The sequence below is a fragment of the Pseudomonas sp. UFMG81 genome, assembly GCF_015354575.1.
In the GTDB taxonomy this organism is placed as follows: Bacteria; Pseudomonadota; Gammaproteobacteria; order Pseudomonadales; family Pseudomonadaceae; genus Aquipseudomonas.
Genome location: NZ_JACAFQ010000003.1, coordinates 47,837 through 64,000, shown reverse-complemented (window position 1 = coordinate 64,000; position 16,164 = coordinate 47,837). Strand labels below are relative to the sequence as shown.

The 16,164-nt window shown below is 61.9% G+C and carries 14 protein-coding genes and 3 pseudogenes; 5 read left to right on the top strand and 12 right to left on the bottom strand.

Annotation, left to right across the window (positions count from 1 at the left end):
- Positions 1-147: 147 nt before the first annotated feature.
- Both IX761_RS03375 and IX761_RS03370 read left to right on the top strand, forming a co-directional pair.
- On the top strand, positions 148-390 hold the full coding sequence (locus tag IX761_RS03375) for a hypothetical protein (RefSeq protein WP_194788224.1): 243 nt from the start codon (positions 148-150) through the stop codon (positions 388-390).
- Positions 391-514: 124 nt separating this feature from the next.
- A complete protein-coding gene (locus tag IX761_RS03370; RefSeq protein ID WP_194788223.1) occupies positions 515-784 on the top strand; it encodes a DUF3077 domain-containing protein in 270 nt (89 codons plus the stop codon).
- Positions 785-955: 171 nt separating this feature from the next.
- On the opposite strand, the gene IX761_RS03365 is transcribed toward IX761_RS03370, so the two are convergent.
- From IX761_RS03365 to IX761_RS03350, 4 genes and pseudogenes are all read right to left on the bottom strand, one after another.
- Entirely contained in the window at positions 956-1,342 is a 387-nt protein-coding gene (locus IX761_RS03365) for a hypothetical protein (RefSeq protein ID WP_194788222.1), read from the bottom strand.
- Between the two features lie 471 nt (positions 1,343-1,813).
- Positions 1,814-2,155, bottom strand: a complete 342-nt coding sequence (locus IX761_RS03360; RefSeq protein WP_194788221.1) for a hypothetical protein — start codon at positions 2,153-2,155, stop codon at positions 1,814-1,816.
- Positions 2,133-2,489 (bottom strand): annotated as a pseudogene (locus tag IX761_RS27490) (HNH endonuclease); the annotation flags it as partial. The gene IX761_RS03360 and the pseudogene IX761_RS27490, both read right to left, overlap by 23 nt.
- Before the next feature lie 63 nt (positions 2,490-2,552).
- Positions 2,553-3,116: pseudogene (locus IX761_RS03350) on the bottom strand (RHS repeat-associated core domain-containing protein); the annotation flags it as partial.
- Positions 3,117-3,210: 94 nt separating this feature from the next.
- Here IX761_RS03350 and IX761_RS03345 point away from each other — a divergent pair.
- Positions 3,211-3,480 (top strand): DUF3077 domain-containing protein, encoded by a 270-nt coding sequence (locus IX761_RS03345; RefSeq protein WP_194788220.1) that lies wholly within the window; start codon positions 3,211-3,213, stop codon positions 3,478-3,480.
- A 570-nt stretch (positions 3,481-4,050) separates the two neighbouring features.
- Here the strand turns inward: IX761_RS03345 and IX761_RS03340 are convergent.
- The 3 genes and pseudogenes from IX761_RS03340 to IX761_RS03330 form a co-directional block, all read right to left on the bottom strand.
- Positions 4,051-6,861, bottom strand: a pseudogene (locus IX761_RS03340) (RHS repeat-associated core domain-containing protein); the annotation flags it as partial.
- A gap of 213 nt (positions 6,862-7,074) precedes the next feature.
- Positions 7,075-7,980: a TauD/TfdA dioxygenase family protein gene (locus tag IX761_RS03335; protein ID WP_194788219.1), complete on the bottom strand. Its 906-nt coding sequence runs from the start codon at positions 7,978-7,980 to the stop codon at positions 7,075-7,077.
- Positions 7,981-8,009: 29 nt separating this feature from the next.
- Positions 8,010-9,050: an ABC transporter substrate-binding protein gene (locus IX761_RS03330; RefSeq protein ID WP_194788218.1), complete on the bottom strand. Its 1,041-nt coding sequence runs from the start codon at positions 9,048-9,050 to the stop codon at positions 8,010-8,012.
- 298 nt (positions 9,051-9,348) lie between these two features.
- Here IX761_RS03330 and IX761_RS03325 point away from each other — a divergent pair, with 298 nt between their 5' ends.
- Together IX761_RS03325 and IX761_RS03320 are read left to right on the top strand one after the other, a co-directional pair.
- Positions 9,349-10,938 carry an ABC transporter permease gene (locus IX761_RS03325; protein ID WP_194788217.1) on the top strand — a complete coding sequence of 530 codons (1,590 nt, stop codon included), beginning with the start codon at positions 9,349-9,351 and terminating at the stop codon, positions 10,936-10,938.
- Positions 10,935-11,798 carry an ABC transporter ATP-binding protein gene (locus IX761_RS03320; RefSeq protein ID WP_194788216.1) on the top strand — a complete coding sequence of 288 codons (864 nt, stop codon included), beginning with the start codon at positions 10,935-10,937 and terminating at the stop codon, positions 11,796-11,798. The genes IX761_RS03325 and IX761_RS03320 overlap by 4 nt, the downstream gene beginning before the upstream one ends.
- Positions 11,799-11,961: 163 nt before the next feature.
- Here IX761_RS03320 and IX761_RS03315 read toward each other — a convergent pair whose 3' ends face one another.
- The 5 genes from IX761_RS03315 to IX761_RS03295 all read right to left on the bottom strand — a co-directional run bounded on the left by IX761_RS03315 (position 11,962) and on the right by IX761_RS03295 (position 16,123).
- Positions 11,962-12,237: a DUF971 domain-containing protein gene (locus IX761_RS03315; protein WP_194788215.1), complete on the bottom strand. Its 276-nt coding sequence runs from the start codon at positions 12,235-12,237 to the stop codon at positions 11,962-11,964.
- Positions 12,237-13,196 (bottom strand): HEAT repeat domain-containing protein, encoded by a 960-nt coding sequence (locus IX761_RS03310; RefSeq protein WP_194788214.1) that lies wholly within the window; start codon positions 13,194-13,196, stop codon positions 12,237-12,239. The genes IX761_RS03315 and IX761_RS03310 overlap by 1 nt, the downstream gene beginning before the upstream one ends.
- 17 nt (positions 13,197-13,213) lie before the next feature.
- The gene (locus IX761_RS03305; protein WP_043208219.1) at positions 13,214-13,459 is read right to left on the bottom strand and encodes a 4Fe-4S dicluster domain-containing protein; all 246 of its coding nucleotides are present in this window, start codon (positions 13,457-13,459) and stop codon (positions 13,214-13,216) included.
- 193 nt (positions 13,460-13,652) lie between these two features.
- Positions 13,653-15,377, bottom strand: a complete 1,725-nt coding sequence (locus IX761_RS03300) for a fumarate reductase/succinate dehydrogenase flavoprotein subunit (protein ID WP_194788213.1) — start codon at positions 15,375-15,377, stop codon at positions 13,653-13,655.
- Complete coding sequence (locus IX761_RS03295; RefSeq protein WP_194788212.1) at positions 15,374-16,123, bottom strand: GntR family transcriptional regulator; 750 nt, start codon at positions 16,121-16,123, stop codon at positions 15,374-15,376. The genes IX761_RS03300 and IX761_RS03295 overlap by 4 nt, the downstream gene beginning before the upstream one ends.
- Positions 16,124-16,164: the final 41 nt, after the last annotated feature.

Here is a 16,164-nt window from a genome sequence, read left to right as displayed (position 1 = left end):
ACATGGCTTAGCCCTCAATGGCTGCTGTGCATGGGGCACTTCATGTGCGCCGGGTTTTGGTTTGCCTGCCGGTCTGTCAACCCATGTACAGCTGCCACCCACTTGTTTGACAGCAAGCCTGTAGCGGCCCTTATAGAGGCAGACCACATGCTTAAGATTGTTCCCGATCCACCCCGCAACCCTCACTCCCTCGAAGACATCCTCATCCAGGCCACCGAGTACGCCCTGTGCGCGCTGACCGTGGCCCATCAGGCCGTGCACGCCCAGCCCAGGTCACCGGCCACCATCCTGATGATGGCGTCGATCCACGAAGTCGAATCGCTGCGCGTGTTGCTCGAATCGGCGTTGATCCAGGTGCAGATGTCGGCGCAGCCACAGGTAATGCACTAGGCCCTGGCCGGCCCTGTTCGCCGGCAAGCCGGCTCCTACGAAAAACGCCACGCTCCACCTGTAGGAGCCAGCCTTGCTGGCGAAAGGGCCCGCCCAGGCCCCCACCACTTCAGGGAGAAAAACAATGACCACAGACGACACCACCTCCAACACCACAGCAGGCAAAACCAAGTTCTACCAGGGCGAAGGCCAAACCGACCCGCTGTTCTGCATCGAACCCGGCATCCCCTGCCAGCACGCCCGCGACCAAGCCTCGGAGCTGATGGGCTGCGTGCGCGACCTGACCATCGCCGGGATCATGGAAGAGAAGCCTCAGCTGCTCTGGGCGTCGTATTACCTGAGCGCACTGGCTAAGGCGCTGATGGATGATGCGGAGCTGGGGATGAGGCGCTGAGGCTAGTACGGCTCGGTTGGGTACTCCGCAGTTAGCTGGCATGTTGCGAAACAACACTGTACGGGGTGGCAGATGCCACCCCTTTGAGTACCATCAGTTATGTCATACAGGCTTCAGGAAGCCTCACCGAGTTGTTCTGTCTACGCTGACAATAGAAATATTTCTCCACAGTCAATCAATAGGGTCTCTTGGTGCCAACTCATAGCTAATTGTAAATGTGTCTTTGATGCTTGAATGAGGCTCTCTATCTGTTAGGGCCAAAAATAGATCATGTGCGTAGCCGCTTTTATCGTGGATTTCATCAAGCGGGATTTCATGCGGGATAATACTCTCCCAATATTTCTCGCACTTACCTGATGCGCACAAATATTCTAATGTGTCGACCATGGAGGCTTGCGTAACGTTTCCGTAGTTATCGAATTGAGCTCTCATTTCGGCAAAAAAAGCCTGCCTGTTTTTTTTGTTATTTATGTCAAACTCAGCAATTTCATCGTCTGTCATCGATAGCAGATGATAGTAAAGCTTGTGCAGGGAGCGCAGGTAAATTGTTTTATTCATAGGTTAGGGCACGCTGTGATGATGTTGTTGTTTCGACGAACAATTACTGCCCTTGAAGTTGTTTGCAAGTCGCCGCCTCCAGCTCTGTATCCCTCGCCGTTTGTTCTGTTCATTTCAACTTCCGCGCTGTTTTCTCTACGTGCATTCACCGACTATTGCCAGTCAGCTTCCTCGTTAGATAGCCTATTGAATAGGGCTGCTCTCTTCGGCCGATACCACCTAAGTTTCGTGACTCCTCAGGTCCCGCTTAGGTAGCAGTTAGAGTAAAAATAAATCCATCACCTTTCCGCTGTCCACTTTCCGCCATTTTTATCCGCTTATCTGCATCGGCTAGCGCGGAAAATACTCCTGATGGAAATAGATTTTCTGATCCAGTGAAAATCCAAAACGGTTTCATAGTGGATTCTTGGGATTGTTGGACTAAACGCCTAGCGAGGATTGCTATTCGTTCGGCGCGTGCGGCGTGAAATATTACTGTCTTTTATTGTTTTTGGATAAGTCTATGTAAGCGTCATTGTCATAGTAGTAAATAAATGCGCCTGCTAATTCGAAAGCGTTCGCCCGTGGTCGTTGCTCTTTGGCATTTTCGATAATGCTTTGTATGATCTCGATGCCGAGGGCATAATGCAGGTCGTTGTCCAGTGCGAATTTTGGCCTGTCAGGGTTCGGCTCGTTTTCGAAGTCATCGGGATCAAGTACGGCACAAAGCGTATCCTTGTTCCAAGGGACTCCATGAGGCATGTAAAGTGCAAAATCCCACGGTTGCTTGTCGATGCCTGCAAGCACTGACTCAAGTGTTTCGAGTTTCATCATCTAGTACGTCCTCCCCCCAATTTTTTTTGCCGCCTTGCCCTCCCGGATGCAGTACGCTCTGGGCCGGCCCGGGGGCCCGATGTTGCGGCATTGGAACCAATTGAAGCACACCTTTGCGGCATGGGTGATGATGCCAAGTAAAGCCTTTCGGTGCACTCGATTTGTAACCGCCTCGAGGGCCTGCTGCAACATGATCAGAAACGCCAGGGTAGTGTTGATCCACCATTTTCTTGAGATGTGGATCACTTTTCATTGCCGCATCGAGCTGTCGATTAGACTCTCTGAAATGGGATGGGTCACTACCGATCTCTTGGCCAGGAGTAAGCTGAACCTCGTAAAGCACGGAGTATTGACTACTGCTTAACGGTCGATTTGATTTGTCGCATCCTGACAAGTCACGAGCCAGACCCAGTGGGTCTACCCACATGGCGGGGTTGGGCGCGTACTCGTAAAAATTCCCTCCCCCTAAATAGCCGATTGGATCCTGACTTATAAACGTTCCGTTTCTTGGGTTGTAATACCGATAGCGGTTGTAGTGCAGCCCGGTCTCATGGTCGTGGTATTGGCCCTGGAACCGAATCGGGTTACCCAGACCGTGCTGCTTGGCCCAGTCCGAGCGCTCCTCCCTCACTTCACCCCACGCCTTGTACTGCCCTGCCCAAGCGATGTGGCCATGCTAATCGGTCAGCTCCATCGGCGTGCCAAGGTGATCGCAGTGGTACCAGGCAATCGCGTCGAACGGCTGTGGCTTTACCTCGGTGTGCCACAACGGATCCTGATTGAAGTCGTACTCGCGCTGGCTCCAATCCGGTTGCTTGTGCAGGCGGATTGGGCTCTTGCGCAAGGCCTGGGCGACCGGCACGAAGCTGCCGGGTTCGTACAGGTAATGCACGGTTCGGCCGGTGTCGCCTTCATCACGCGGCGGTGAGCTCTCCCAGGCCAGGGTGTCGCCATCCCAACCCGGCTCCTACGAAAAACGCCACGCTCCACCTGTAGGAGCCAGCCTTGCTGGCGAAAGGGCCCGCCCAGGCACCCACCACTTCAGGGAAAAAACAATGGCCACAGACGACACCACCCCCAACACCACAGCCGGCAAAACCAAGTTCTACCAGGGCGAAGGCCAAACCGACCCGCTGTTCTGCATCGAACCCGGCATCCCCTGCCAACACGCCCGCGACCAAGCCTCGGAGCTGATGGGCTGCGTGCGCGACCTGACCATCGCCGGGATCATGGAAGAGAAGCCGCAACTGCTCTGGGCGTCGTATTATCTGAGCGCGCTGGCCAAGGCGCTGATGGATGATGCGGAACTGGGGATGAGGCACTGAGGCTCATATGGCTCGGCCTAGGCCTCCGACAGCCAATCAACAAGGTTCGATAATGTGACGCTATACGTATTGAGGGTGGAAGGTGCCGCCCTCAATACGTTGCGCGCTACTGCCTTTCACCGAGCTGCGCGAATCAATCTTTCGTCAACTGACCGAAATCAAATAACTATGACCTCGCCATCATTTAGATATATGGTGCAACTTTCAAATTCATCATTGTCAGATGATGCTATTGTCAGGTGGTCATCAGTGTCGAAACTTATCTTCAGGTCGGAAGCTTTCGATATTGTCACGCTACTTACATCGCTCAATATCAAATTTAATAGTGCTGCGCTGCTATAGGGGTCACCAAAATCTCGATTTCCATTGTGCTCTCCTATATTGAAAATCAAGCCCCCTTCCACAGCAAACGACACCGTATACGCCCTGATTCCCGGGGTGTGTTGTGGGCGTTTAAAGTTAAATACAGTCACTTGGGCGCCAAAGCAAATTGTTTCCAAGTAGCAGCCCGACAATAGCTCGAAATCAAAATTTTCTGGTAGCCGATACATAAACTTTCCTCATTTTTCCCTAGCGACGTAATGGTGGTAATGAATCAGGTGGTAGCGGAACATGTGTGTCACCTTGTCCCTTGCCAGGTTTACCTGAGGCCGGGTTCATCGGTTGCTTATGTTCGTTTTGCCATCTCCAGTAACCATGCTCATAACCTGGCACTGGCGAGGAACCTGGTGGCATGACACGGATATGCTCCCCTTTCGCGGGATCTGTGCCAGGTGGGTAATAAATTTCACCCCCATTTCGACCTGGGCGACTCTCCCAGCCCGGAGGTATCACCGGCGCTTGAGGTGGGTTTGCAATCGTTTCTAGTGTTTTAGGCGTTTTAGGCCCACATTTGCAGTCGTCAGCACTAGCGCTTAAACCGTAAGGGTCGATCCAGTTTATCGGGTTTGGAGCATATGTGAGGAAATTGTAGCCGCCCGCGTATTTAATTGGATCCGGGCAAACAAACCGGCCAGCCAGCGGATCATAGTAGCGATAACGGTTGTAGTGCAGTCGGGTCTCATGATCGTGGTATTGACCCTGGAAGCGAATCGGGTTGCCCAGGCCATGCTGTTTGGCCCATGCCGAACGCTCCTCACGCACTTCGCCCCACGCCTTGTACTGCCCTGCCCAAGCGATGTGGCCGTGCTCATCGGTCAGCTCCATCGGCGTGCCAAGGTGATCGCACTGGTACCAGGCAATTGCGTCGAACGCCTGTGGTTTCACCTCGGTGTGCCACAACGGATCCTGATCGAAGTCGTATTCGCGCTGGCTCCAGTCTGGTTGCTTGTGCAAGCGGATCGGACTTTTGCGCAGAGCCTGGGCCACCGGCACAAAACTGTTTGGCTCGTACAGGTAATGCACGGTTCGGCCGGTGTCGCCTTCATCACGCGGCGGTGAGCTCTCCCAGGCCAGGGTGTCGCCATCCCAACCAAACAGGGTGAAGCCACAGCCAAGTTCGCGTTGCCGCTTGGCCCGTTGCAGCTGGTTCCAGCCGGTGCCCGCTTCCGGGCGATCCCAGAAATGCGCCACCGAATGCTTGTGCAGGCGCCGGCCCAGGGCGTCGTAGCTGTAATCGACCTTGAGCTGGTCATCGTTGTAGCTGGCCAGACGGTCGAACAGGTCCCAGGTGAAATGGGCATGTGCGCCGTTATGCAGGCGGTGGATCAGGTTACCGCGTTCGTCGTATTTGTAGTGGGTGCCGGCGTACTCGCGCAGCAGGTTGTCCATCAGCTTGTTACGCCGTGGATCGGCTTCCAGCGGGCGGTTCAGTTCCTGGGTTTTCTGATCCAGCAGGTTACCGGCCGGGTCGAAAGCGAAGGTTTCCACGCCGAGGCGGCTGGTGGCCTTGAGCAGGTGGCCGACGGGATCGTACTGGTACGCCAACGGGCCACGACGGCTGTCGTGGATGTTGGTCAGTTGCCCAGCAGCGTCATAACGGTACTGACGCTTGAGCAGCGTGGACTGGCCGTCGTGGCTGCCCAACAACTGCTCCTGCAAACGCCCGGCCGGGTCCCAGTCCTGGGTCTGCATCAGCTGATTGCCCTGATGGCGCACGATTTCGCGGTGCAGGTCGTCGCGCTCGTAAGCCAGCATTTCGTGCTGGTCGAGGGTCATGCCGAGCAGGTGGCCGCTGCCGTAGGTCAGCCAGCTGACCTTGTGGCCGTCCGGACGAATCGTCGCGGTGCGTTGGTTGAGCGCGTCGTACTCGTGCTGCCACACCGCAACCATCGGTGTGCCGGTGGCCAGGTAGTGCTGGTGCTCGCGGGTCAGGTTGCCGGCTTCGTCGTGGAACCATTGCAGCTTGCTGGCGGCGTTGACGGCTTGGATCAACTGGCCGTTGCCGTCGTAGGCGAAAGTTTCGCTTTGGCTCTGGTTGCCCAGGCGGGCCGTGCGCTCGCTCAATCGGCCCATCGGGTCGAAGGTCAGCTCGATCCGGCGTTGGCCAGCCTGGGTGCTCGCCAATCGACCGCTGTACGGGTCGTATTGGTAGCGGGTGACTAGGCCATCGAAACCGGTCTCTTGCAGCAGTCGGCCCACCGGGTCGTAGAGGAAGGTGGCCTTGCTGATGTTTTCGTTTTCCAGCCCGATCAAGCGGCCGAGCTTGTCCCAGCGATAACGCAGGGTGTGCTCGTTGGCGTCGATGCGCTCAGCGAGCATACCGGCAGCGGTATAGGACCACGTGGTGCAGCGATCAAGCGCGTCGACATGCGCCAGCAGACGCCCTTCGGCGTCGTAGTTGAAGCGTTCCTCGGTCTTGTCCGGGTGGGTGACCTTGGCCAGTTGCCCGGCCTGGTATTCGTAAGCGGTCGTGTTACCCGCTGCATCGGCGAAGGCGGTCAGCTGGCCGAAGGCGTTGTATGTCCACTGGCTGGTTTTGCCCGAGCAGTCCGTGTATTCAAGCAACTGCCCAGCAGCGTTGTAGGCGAGTGTCTTCTCGTTGCCCAGCGCATCCTTGATCGCCTTGACCAACCCGGCCGGGGTGTAGGCGAACTCGGTCTTATGGCCCAGCGGATCGATGCTCTCGAGCAGGTTGCCGCGCTCGTCATAGTCGCGTAGCCACAAGCCACCCTCGGCATCACGCAGCTTGATCGGTTGGTCGTGCTCGTCGTAGGTGTAGTGCACCGTGCTGTGGTCGGCGCGGATGTGCTGCAGCAGGTTGCTGCGCTCATCGTAGGTGTAGCGGTCCTGGCTGCCGTCGGGGTGGACGTGGCGGATGACGTTCTTGCGTTCATCGCGGAACAGCCATTCCTCGCGGCCGTCCGGGTGGATCAGGCGGTAGGTGTAGCCGAGGGCGTCGTAGTAGTGCCAGGTTTCCTGGCCGTGGGCGTCGGTGACATAGGGTGGGTGTGGGAATGCTGGGGGGGCAGCAGGCCTCTGTAGGAGCGGCTTCAGCCGCGATGCAAGCGGCGCGGTGCCTGGCTCCCGCTGGGCGGGTGATCGCGGCTGAAACCGCTCCTACAGAGGTCGCGCCGAATCTCGGTTCGGCGTGAGACTGCGGTGTGGCCTTCGCCAGCAAGGCTCCTACCGCATCCAAAGGCGTGCTGGGTGGCTTCAGCCCTTGCGTGTGGTCCGGCTTGCTTGCCCATCCACCCCAACCGGCACCTCGCCAGCCAACGTCACTCGGCGCACGATGCGCGGCTGCACACCATAGTCATCCACCGCGTAATGCTGGGTCGCCCGGTTGTCCCAGATCGCCACGTCGCCCGCCTGCCAGCGCCAGCGCACGGTGTTCTCCAGGCGCGTCACATGCCCCTGCAGCAGCGCGAACAAATGCTGCGAATCGGCCAGCGAATAGCCCTTGATGCGTTTGACGAAATGCCCCAACTGCAACACCCGCTCGCCGCTGATCGGGTGCACGCGCACCACCGGGTGCTCGGTCTCGTACACCGTCGAGGTGAACACCTTGCGGTAGCGTTCGAGCTTGGCCGGGTCGACGTCCGGCTTCACGCTGGCGTAGTCGTACTCGTTGCTGTGCACCGCCCATAGCGTTTCGGCCAGCGCTTTCAATGGCTCGGGCAGTTCCTCGTAAGCGGCGGCGGTGTTGGCCCACACCGTGTCGCCCCCGGAAGCCGGGGCTACCACGCTGCGCAGGATCGAGGCCTTGGGGTAGGCGTCGACGAAGGTCACGTCGGTGTGCCAGGAGTTGGCCCGCTGGCCTTCGGCGCCGTCGAGCTGAAGCAAGTAGCTGGTGCCGTCGACCACCGGCACGGTGGGGTGGGCGATTGGCTCGCCCAGTAGTTGAGCGAAGGCTTCCTGGCCTACGTCATCGAGGTGGTCCTGGCCCCGGAAGAAGATCACCTTGTGCTGTACCAGCGCCGCCTGGATGGCGTCGATCGTGGCGGCGTCGAGGTCGGCGGACAGTTTGACGCCACGGATCTCGGCGCCGATGCGCCCGGCGACGGGGTGGATGTCCAGTTCCTGGGTGTGTGGCGCGGTGGCCAATGCGGCATTGCTCATGGTGGTGCTCCTCACGGTTTTTGTCGGGATCAGCGGGCGGCCTGGATGGCCTGGTTCTGTTGCAGGGCGGCATCGAGGAAGCGTGGCTCGACCCATTGCGCTACCTGGAAACCGCGGCGGATCAGGCGCTCCCTGGCGGCCAGGTCGACGCCCTGTTGCAAGAGGTCGACGAATTCGGCGTCAAGACGGGGGTCGAAGTAGCGCGACAGGTCTTCGCCGGCGAGGTCGTCGCGCAGGATGCCCTTGGGCCAGTTGGCGGTGCTGGCCACCAGGTCGACGTAGGCCTCGCGATTGTTTTCGTCACGCAGCCACTTCACTGCGTGCTGTTGGGCGTTGACCAGGCGCTGCACCAGGTCGGGGTGCTGGCGGATGAACTCGCCGGTGCCTATCAGGACCGCCTGGGTGCTGCCGGCGCCCTTGAGATCGCGGGAGTTGACCGGCAGCTCGACCAGCCCGCGCTCGCGCAGCGACAGCAGGTTGGACAGGCCCCAGGTGGCGTCGACCTGCTTGGCGGCCAGGGCGGCGTTGGCAGCATTGAAGTCCAGGTTGATCACTTTCAGCTCGCGCTCGGAAAGGCCTTGGCTGGCCAGGGCGCTGGCGAACGACAGCTGGTTGGCGGTGCCGCGGAACACCGCCACGCGCTTGCCCTTGAGGTCCGCCAGGCTGTGGATGCCCGAGCCCGGCACCACGCCGAGGTAGCTCTTGACCCCACGCACCCCGGCCGACAGCACGCGGGTATCCAGGCCGTTGGCCTTGCCGATGATCGCGGCCAGGTCACCCAGGTAGGCGAAGTCGGCCTGGCCGTTGGCCAGGGCCTCGTTGACCACCGGGCCTGCGCCTTTGAAGAAGCGCCAGTCGATGCGGATGCCGTCCTTGGCGAATTCTTTTTCCAGCAACTGCTGGTCGCGCAGCACATCCACCACGCCACCGGCGCTGGGCTTGCTGCCGGCGCTGAGGTCGGGCACGGCGATGCGGATGACGTCGGGTTGGCCGGCATGCGCCGACAGGGGCAAGGCGCTCAACAGGCTAGCGAGCAGCGGGGTGAGCAGATGGCGGAAAGCGGTTTTCATGACAAGGCTCCTTGGCAAGCTGCCACCGGCGATGGCCGGCGCTTTGGCCAGAAGCTAGGCGGGTTGGGTTAGCACTTACAAAGATCCATACGTCATTTTTTAGTAACCAGAAGGCATAAATCAGCGGGCATGCGGGCCGGCGGCCGGCTTGCAGAAAACGCATGGAAAATATGAGGAAAACGCAACGGAACCAGACTTTCACTGGCTTGATGGTCGTGCTCTTATCTCTTGATCGTTATTTTTGTGAATTTTTAATTTCATAAACGAATAAACAAGGATCGGTTTGGGAGATGGCTTGATGAGCGGAGTCCTGAGTAGGCGCAAATGGCTGTGGGGGCCGCTGCGCGCCCCTTTCGCGGCGCAAGGCCGCTCCTACAACACCCTTGCGCCGTGGGGGGTGCCAGTGCTGGTCGCGGTGTTGTGGATCAGCGCCAGCCACCTGCACTGGATGAGCGAGCAGATCCTGCCGGCGCCGGCGCTGGTCTGGCAGAGCGCCTTGGAGTTCGGCTCCGGGGAGCTTTGGAGCCACCTGTGGATAAGCCTGCAACGCCTGCTTTGGGGGCTGTTGGCGGGTATCGGCAGTGGCCTGCTGCTGGGCACCTGGCTGGGGGCTTCGCGGCGGGCGCAGACCCTGGTGCTGCCGACCTTCGTGGCCCTGGCGCAAATCCCCACCCTGGCCTGGATCCCGCTGTTCATGCTGTTCTTCGGCATTGGCGAACTGCTCAAGCTGGTGGTGCTGGTCAAGGCGGTGGTGGTGCCGGTCACCCTGCATACCCTGGTCGGCGTGCGCGACGCCCAGCCCAAGCTGCGCGAAGCCGCCGCCACCTTGCGCCTGCCGGCGCACCTATTGTTCCTGCGCCTGCTGCTGCCGGCCGCCCTGCCCGCCTTTCTTGCCGGCGTGCGCCTGGCCCTGGCGACCGGCTGGACGTCGCTGCTGGCCGTGGAACTGCTGGCTTCCAGCGAGGGCATCGGTTACCTGATGGTGTGGGGGCGCCAGCTGTTCATGCTCGACCTGGTGTTCCTGTGCATCCTGCTGATCGGCCTGGTCGGCGCGATGATGGACCGTGGTTTCTCGCACCTGGAGCGCCGCCTGCTGTACTGGCCGCAACCGGCTACCGGCGAACAGCCGCGCGGTGGGGTGGCCAAGGGTTGGCAAAGCCTGCTGCTGCCGGCAGCGCTGCTGGCCGTGTGGCAGGCCGCCAACAGTTTCGGCTGGGTCGATGCCAACATTCTCGCCTCACCATTGGACGTGCTGCGCAGCCTGTACGCCGGGCTGCTGGATGGCTCGCTGGGCGAGGCCTTGCGCCTGAGCCTGCAACGCACCCTGGCCGGGTTGCTGCTGGGTGGCGGCGCAGGCTTCGCCGTGGGGCTGCTGCTGGGTTTGTCGCCGCGCAGCGAACGCCTGTTCGGCCCGAGCCTGTCGGCGCTGCGCCAGGTGGCGTTGTTCGCCTGGGTGCCGCTGCTCACCGCGTGGTTTGGCCTGGGTGAAGGCGCCAAGCTGGTGTTCGTCGCCCTGGCCGCGTTCTTCCCGCTGCTGATCGCCACCCAACGGGGTATCGCCAGCTTGTCGCCGCAACTGGGCGAGGCAGCCCAGGCCCTGCGCCTGGATGTGTCACAACGCCTGCGCCTGCTGGTGCTGCCCGGCGCCGCGCCGGCGATCTTCGCCGGCCTGCGCCTGTCGTTGATCTACGCCTGGCTGGGCACCATCGGCGCCGAATACTTCATGCCCTCGGACGGCGGCATCGCCAGCCTGATGATCGGCGCCCAGCAATTGTTCCGCATGGACCAGGTGATGGCCGCCATGGTCCTGATCGGCCTGGTCGGCGCCCTGCTCGGCCAGCTCGGCCAACGCCTCGAATCGCGCGCCACGCGCTGGAGAACCGCATGAACGCCTTCATCACCCCGCACCTGCACGCCGCCAACCAGGCCGACGCCACCCCACCGCTGGTCAGCTTCGACAAGGTCGGCAAGACCTTCAGCGTCGATGGCCAGCCGTTCGAGGCCATCCATGACTTCGACCTGTCGATCAATGAGGGCGAGTTCATCGCCATCGTTGGTTCGTCCGGCTGTGGCAAATCCACGCTCCTGCGCCTGCTGGTGGGGCTGGACAATGACTACAGCGGCAGCATCCGCGTCGATGGCAAGCCGGTCAGCGGTATCGGCGGCGAGCGCGGCATCGTGTTCCAGGAACACCGGCTGTTCCCCTGGCTGACGGTGGCGCAGAACATTGCACTTGGGCTGGTCAACGACAAGCTCAGCCAAGGTGAGCGCAGCCGCCGGGTGCATGAGTTCGTGCAGTTGGTGGGCCTGGTCGGTTTCGAAACGGCCTACCCGCACCAGCTATCCGGCGGCATGGCCCAGCGTGTGGCGATCGCCCGTGGGCTGGTGGCCAGCCCGCGCATCCTGCTGCTGGACGAGCCATTCGGTGCGCTGGATGCGCTGACCCGCCAGCAGTTGCAGGACGAGCTGCTGGCGATTCGCGAACGCTCGGGGGTGACCATCTTGCTGGTGACCCACGATGCCGAGGAGGCGACCTACCTGGCCGACCGGGTGGTGGTGCTGGAGCCACGGCCGGGGCGGATCAAGGCGGTGGTGGAGATCGGCCTGCCGCACCCGCGCCAGCGCACCGGGGTGGCGCTGCATGGGTTGCGCGAGAAAGTGCTGCACCAGATTACCGGGGATGGTGGTTACCTGCGGCCGGTGGTGCAGCGGGTGGAAGGGTTGCGGCCGGAGTTGATTGCGCTTTAGGAGTGGGTTGCCTGTACCGGCCTCATCGCCTGTAGGAGCGGCCTTGTGCCGCGAAAGGGCTGCGTAGCAGCCCCGGCAATTTTGTAGCAAACCAGGAATCTGGGGCCGCTGCGCGGCCCTTTCGCGGCACAAGGCCGCTCCTACAGATAAAGTGCAGGCCCTGTCACCCCAACCCTCGCAGGTAGCTCCAGGGATAGATCCCCCGCTCATGCCCATCGCTGAACACCAGCTGCACTCCATACCCCTGCGCCTCGATCCGCTCGACGCGGACCTCCTCGTCCACGACTGAAATCGCACCCTTCAAGCGCCCCGCCCGGCACCGTGAACACGGGCAGGCACCACGCAGCCGGGCATGGCTGATCACCTGTTCAGCCTCACCCCACTGCACCCGCAATTCGCCGCATTCACGCCGGTTGTAAAGAGCACTGGGCGTGTTCATCACACCACCCCCTGCAACTGCGCCAGGGCGATGCGCACGGCCTTGCGCACTTCCGGATCGCTGTCGGCTTCGGCCGCCAGCAACGCCGGCAATGCTTGGGCATCGCCCAGTTCGCCCAGCGCCAGCGCGGCTTCCTTGCGCAGGTTGGCAATGCCATGGCCGAGCAACTGCGCCAGCCCATCCAGGGCCGCGACATGGCGCAGCCGCCCCAGGGCCCGTGCCGCACGCAGGCGGACCTGCCAATAGCTGTCGCTCAGCGCCGCAATCAAGGCTTGGCCCGCTTCGGCTTGGCCAACCTTGCCCAGGGTAGTCGCCGCCTCTTCGCGTACTTGCCAGGCCTCATCGGCCAAGGCCTCGATCAGAGTGGGCAGTACCGTGGCGTCCTGAGCCATGCCCAGCGCACCGATCACGGCGCGGCGCACCTCGGTGTCCGGCTCGGCGGCGGCGCGCCGTGCCAATGCCGGCATGGCGGGTGTGTGCTTGAGCCAGCCGAGGATGCCCACCGCTTCGCGGCGCACCCCGGCATCGGCATCGACCAGGGCGCTCAGCGCCGGGCCGGCGGCGGCCTCCAGCCGCAGCTCGCGCAAGGCACGCAGGCTGCTGGCCCGCACGAAGGCATCGGCATGGGTGGCCCAGGGCAGGAGCAGTTGGCCTGCTTCCTGAGTCTTGAGTTCACTCAGGCTCTGGGCAGCCGCCTGGCGTACTGCGTCGGCGGGGTCGGCCAGGGCCGCGCACAGGCCCTGCACCACGCCTGGCTGCTCCCAGGCCTCGAGTAGGCGCGCAGCCTCGGCGCGCACCTGCGCGTCGGCATCGGTTCGCAGCGCCTGGGTCAACCAGGGCAGGCCGTCCGGGTCCTCCAGGTCGGCCAGTTCGATCAGGGCGATGCGCCGCACACGGGCATCGCTGTCGCCCAGACGGGGCAGCAGGTCGAGGATGTGTTGATTGTCAGTGTCGGTCATGGGGCGGTCCGTGTGCGTCAACGCAGCAGGTAAGGGATATCGACCTTGACCGCCCCGGTCGGGCAGTCCTTTTCGCAGGGCATGCAGTACCAGCATTCGTCGAAGGCCATGTAGGCCTTCTGCGTGGCCGGGTTGATCGCCAGCAGGTCCATGGGGCAGACCTCGACGCACACGGTGCAGCCTTTCTCGGCGATGCACTTGTCTTCGTCGATGGTCACCGGGGCATTGCTGCGGAAGAAGATTTCCTGGGGTTGGTAGGCCATTTCACGGGGTCCTTGGGGGCCTTCGGCCCTCGATTTATGTCTGACATGACGCGGTCACTGTAGGAGCGGCCTTGTGTCGCGAAAGGGCTGCGGAGCAGCCCCGGCAATTTCCCTTGCTGCTGGAATCCTGGGGCCGCTGCGCGGCCCTTTCGCGACACAAGGCCGCTCCTACAAAAGCATTGCGCTGGATCCGCTATGCCGCGTCGGCTTTCACCCGCAGCCGGTCGTACGCGGCCTGTTCCTCGGCATCCAGCGGGATCAGGTACGGCTCGACCGCTTTCTTGAAACTGGTCATCTCACCGTCCTCGCCCTTCTTCAGGTGGCAATGAACGAACCACTCGCCATCATTGCGCTCGGGGAAATCGACCCGGTGGTGGTACAGCCCCCAGCGGCTCTCCTGGCGGAACAACGAAGCCCGCGCGGCCATTTCGGCACAGTCGCGGATCACCGTGACTTCCATCGCGCGCATCAGCTCATGGGGGTTGTTGGCCTTCATCTGCTCAAGGTCGCGCTCGATCTCGGCGAAGCGCGCCAGGCCGATCTCCATCTTCTTGGTCACCTTGGGCGGTTGCAGGTAGTCGTTGACCATGCGCCGCAGCTTGTACTCGACCTGGGCCGGCGGCAGGCCGTGCTCTCGTTGCAACGGCGCGAACACCCGCGCCTGTTCACGTTCGACCTGCTGCGTATCGACCTCGGCCAGCTCACGCCCGGCCACGTACTGCGCGGCATTCACCCCGGCGAACCAGCCATAGGTGAAGGCACCGAGCATGTAGTTGTGCGGCACCGCGGCCATGTCGCCGGCGGCGTACAGGCCCTTCACACTGGTCTCGGCCTTCTCGTTGACCCACACCCCCGAGGCCGAATGCCCGGAGCAGAAGCCGATCTCGGAGATATGCATCTCGACCATGTGCTGGCGGTAGTCGGTGCCGCGCCCCGCATGGAACTGGCCACGGCTGGGGCGCTCGTTGCTGTGCAGAATTTCTTCGATGTTCTGGATGGTTTCCTCGGCCAGGTGATCGAGCTTGAGGAACACCGGGCCATTCCCGCCTTCGAGTTCCTGGTGGAACTCCCACATCATCTGCCCGCTCCAGTAGTCGCATTCGATGAAGCGCTCACCCTTGCCGTTGGCGGTGTAGCCACCCAGCGGGCCGGTGACGTAGGCGCAGGCCGGCCCGTTGTAGTCCTTGATCAGCGGGTTGATCTGGAAGCACTCGAGGTTGGCCAGCTCGGCACCGGCGTGATAGGCCATGGCGTAGCCGTCACCGGCGTTGGTCGGGTTTTCGTAGGTGCCCATCAGGTAGCCCGACGACGGCAGGCCCAGGCGGCCGGCGGCGCCGCAAGCAAGGATCACCGCCTTGGCGCGGATCACCCGGAACTCGCCGCTGCGGCAATCGAAGCCCAGCACACCCGCCGCCGCGCCTTCGCCATCGAGCAGCACACGGGTGCAGACCATGCGGTTGCTGATCTCCACCCGGGCGCGCTTGAGTTGGCGGTACAGCACCTTCTTGATGTCATGGCCCTCGGGCATCGGCAACACGTAGGCGCCCATGTGGTGGACCTTCTTCACCGCGTAGTCGCCGGTCTCGTCCTTCTCGAACTTCACGCCCCAGCGGTCGAGTTGCTCGAGGGTTTCGAAACTCTTGGTGGCGTAGGCATACACCGCGGCCTGGTTGACGATGCCATCGTTGGCGACGGTGATTTCCTTGGTGTACTGCTCAGGCGTTGCATGCCCGGGGATGATGGCGTTGTTCAGGCCGTCCATGCCCATGCTGATGGCACCGCTGCGCTTGACGTTGGCCTTGTCCAGCAACAACACGCGCAGGGTTCTGTCCTGCTCCTTGGCCTTGATCGCGGCCATGGGCCCGGCGGTGCCGCCGCCAATCACGACGATGTCGTAGTCCTGAGTCTGGATGCTCATGCCGTGCCTCCTTTCTGGCGGTCGATGCGCAGGCGGTACTGGAAGGCATCGCCGCGGTAGTAGAGGTGTTCGAAGTCCAGCGGCGTGCCGTCGGCGGTGTGGGTCAGGCGCTCGATGCGCATGATTGGCGCGCCCTCCTGCACGTCCAGCGCCTGCGTGAGGTCGTGGTCGGCGAGCACCGCGTCGATGGCAAGGTCGGCGTGGCCGAGGGCGATGCCACAGTCGTTCTCCAGCACCAGGAAGATGTCGCGGGTGACCAGGTCGGCCTTTTCCAGCTGTTCGCCGACGCTGTGCGGCAGCCAGGTGATCTCCAGCGACACCGGCTCGCGGTTGACCAGGCGCACCCGGCGGATCTCGGTGACCAGGCTGCCCTCTTCCACCTGCAAGCGCGCAGCCACCAGCGCGGTGGCCGGCACATGGCGCAGGCTGCGCAGGCGGTTGAGCACTTCGTAGCCCATCTGCGTCATCGACTCGCCCAGGCCTTGCAAGGTGCTGACGTTCTGGAACGCCTTGGGCTTGGCGACGAAGGTACCCTTGCCATGGATCTTGAAGATCAGCCCCTCTTTTTGCAGGTCGCCCAGCGCCTGGCGCACGGTGATGCGGCTGACGTCGAAAGCTGTGCCCAGCTCGTTTTCCGAAGGCATGCGGCTGTGGGGTGGGTAGGTGCCGTCGAGGATACGCTCGCGCAGCAGTGCCTTGAGCTGGGTGTAGAGCGGTACGGGGGACAGGGGAAGCAGTTCGGCCATGATTGTCTTCGCTATTGGCTGACTTGTTATAACAAGTTGTG

Coding starts and splice junctions, on each gene's coding strand:
- IX761_RS03330 (WP_194788218.1), bottom strand. CDS start 9,050: ATGAAAACCGCTTTCCGCCATCTGCTCACCCCGCTGCTCGCTAGCCTG.
- IX761_RS03305 (WP_043208219.1), bottom strand. CDS start 13,459: ATGGCCTACCAACCCCAGGAAATCTTCTTCCGCAGCAATGCCCCGGTG.
- IX761_RS03295 (WP_194788212.1), bottom strand. CDS start 16,123: ATGGCCGAACTGCTTCCCCTGTCCCCCGTACCGCTCTACACCCAGCTC.
- IX761_RS03300 (WP_194788213.1), bottom strand. CDS start 15,377: ATGAGCATCCAGACTCAGGACTACGACATCGTCGTGATTGGCGGCGGC.
- IX761_RS03310 (WP_194788214.1), bottom strand. CDS start 13,196: ATGACCGACACTGACAATCAACACATCCTCGACCTGCTGCCCCGTCTG.
- IX761_RS03320 (WP_194788216.1), top strand. CDS start 10,935: ATGAACGCCTTCATCACCCCGCACCTGCACGCCGCCAACCAGGCCGAC.
- IX761_RS03365 (WP_194788222.1), bottom strand. CDS start 1,342: ATGAATAAAACAATTTACCTGCGCTCCCTGCACAAGCTTTACTATCAT.
- IX761_RS03325 (WP_194788217.1), top strand. CDS start 9,349: ATGAGCGGAGTCCTGAGTAGGCGCAAATGGCTGTGGGGGCCGCTGCGC.
- IX761_RS03345 (WP_194788220.1), top strand. CDS start 3,211: ATGGCCACAGACGACACCACCCCCAACACCACAGCCGGCAAAACCAAG.
- IX761_RS03315 (WP_194788215.1), bottom strand. CDS start 12,237: ATGAACACGCCCAGTGCTCTTTACAACCGGCGTGAATGCGGCGAATTG.
- IX761_RS03370 (WP_194788223.1), top strand. CDS start 515: ATGACCACAGACGACACCACCTCCAACACCACAGCAGGCAAAACCAAG.
- IX761_RS03360 (WP_194788221.1), bottom strand. CDS start 2,155: ATGATGAAACTCGAAACACTTGAGTCAGTGCTTGCAGGCATCGACAAG.
- IX761_RS03335 (WP_194788219.1), bottom strand. CDS start 7,980: ATGAGCAATGCCGCATTGGCCACCGCGCCACACACCCAGGAACTGGAC.
- IX761_RS03375 (WP_194788224.1), top strand. CDS start 148: ATGCTTAAGATTGTTCCCGATCCACCCCGCAACCCTCACTCCCTCGAA.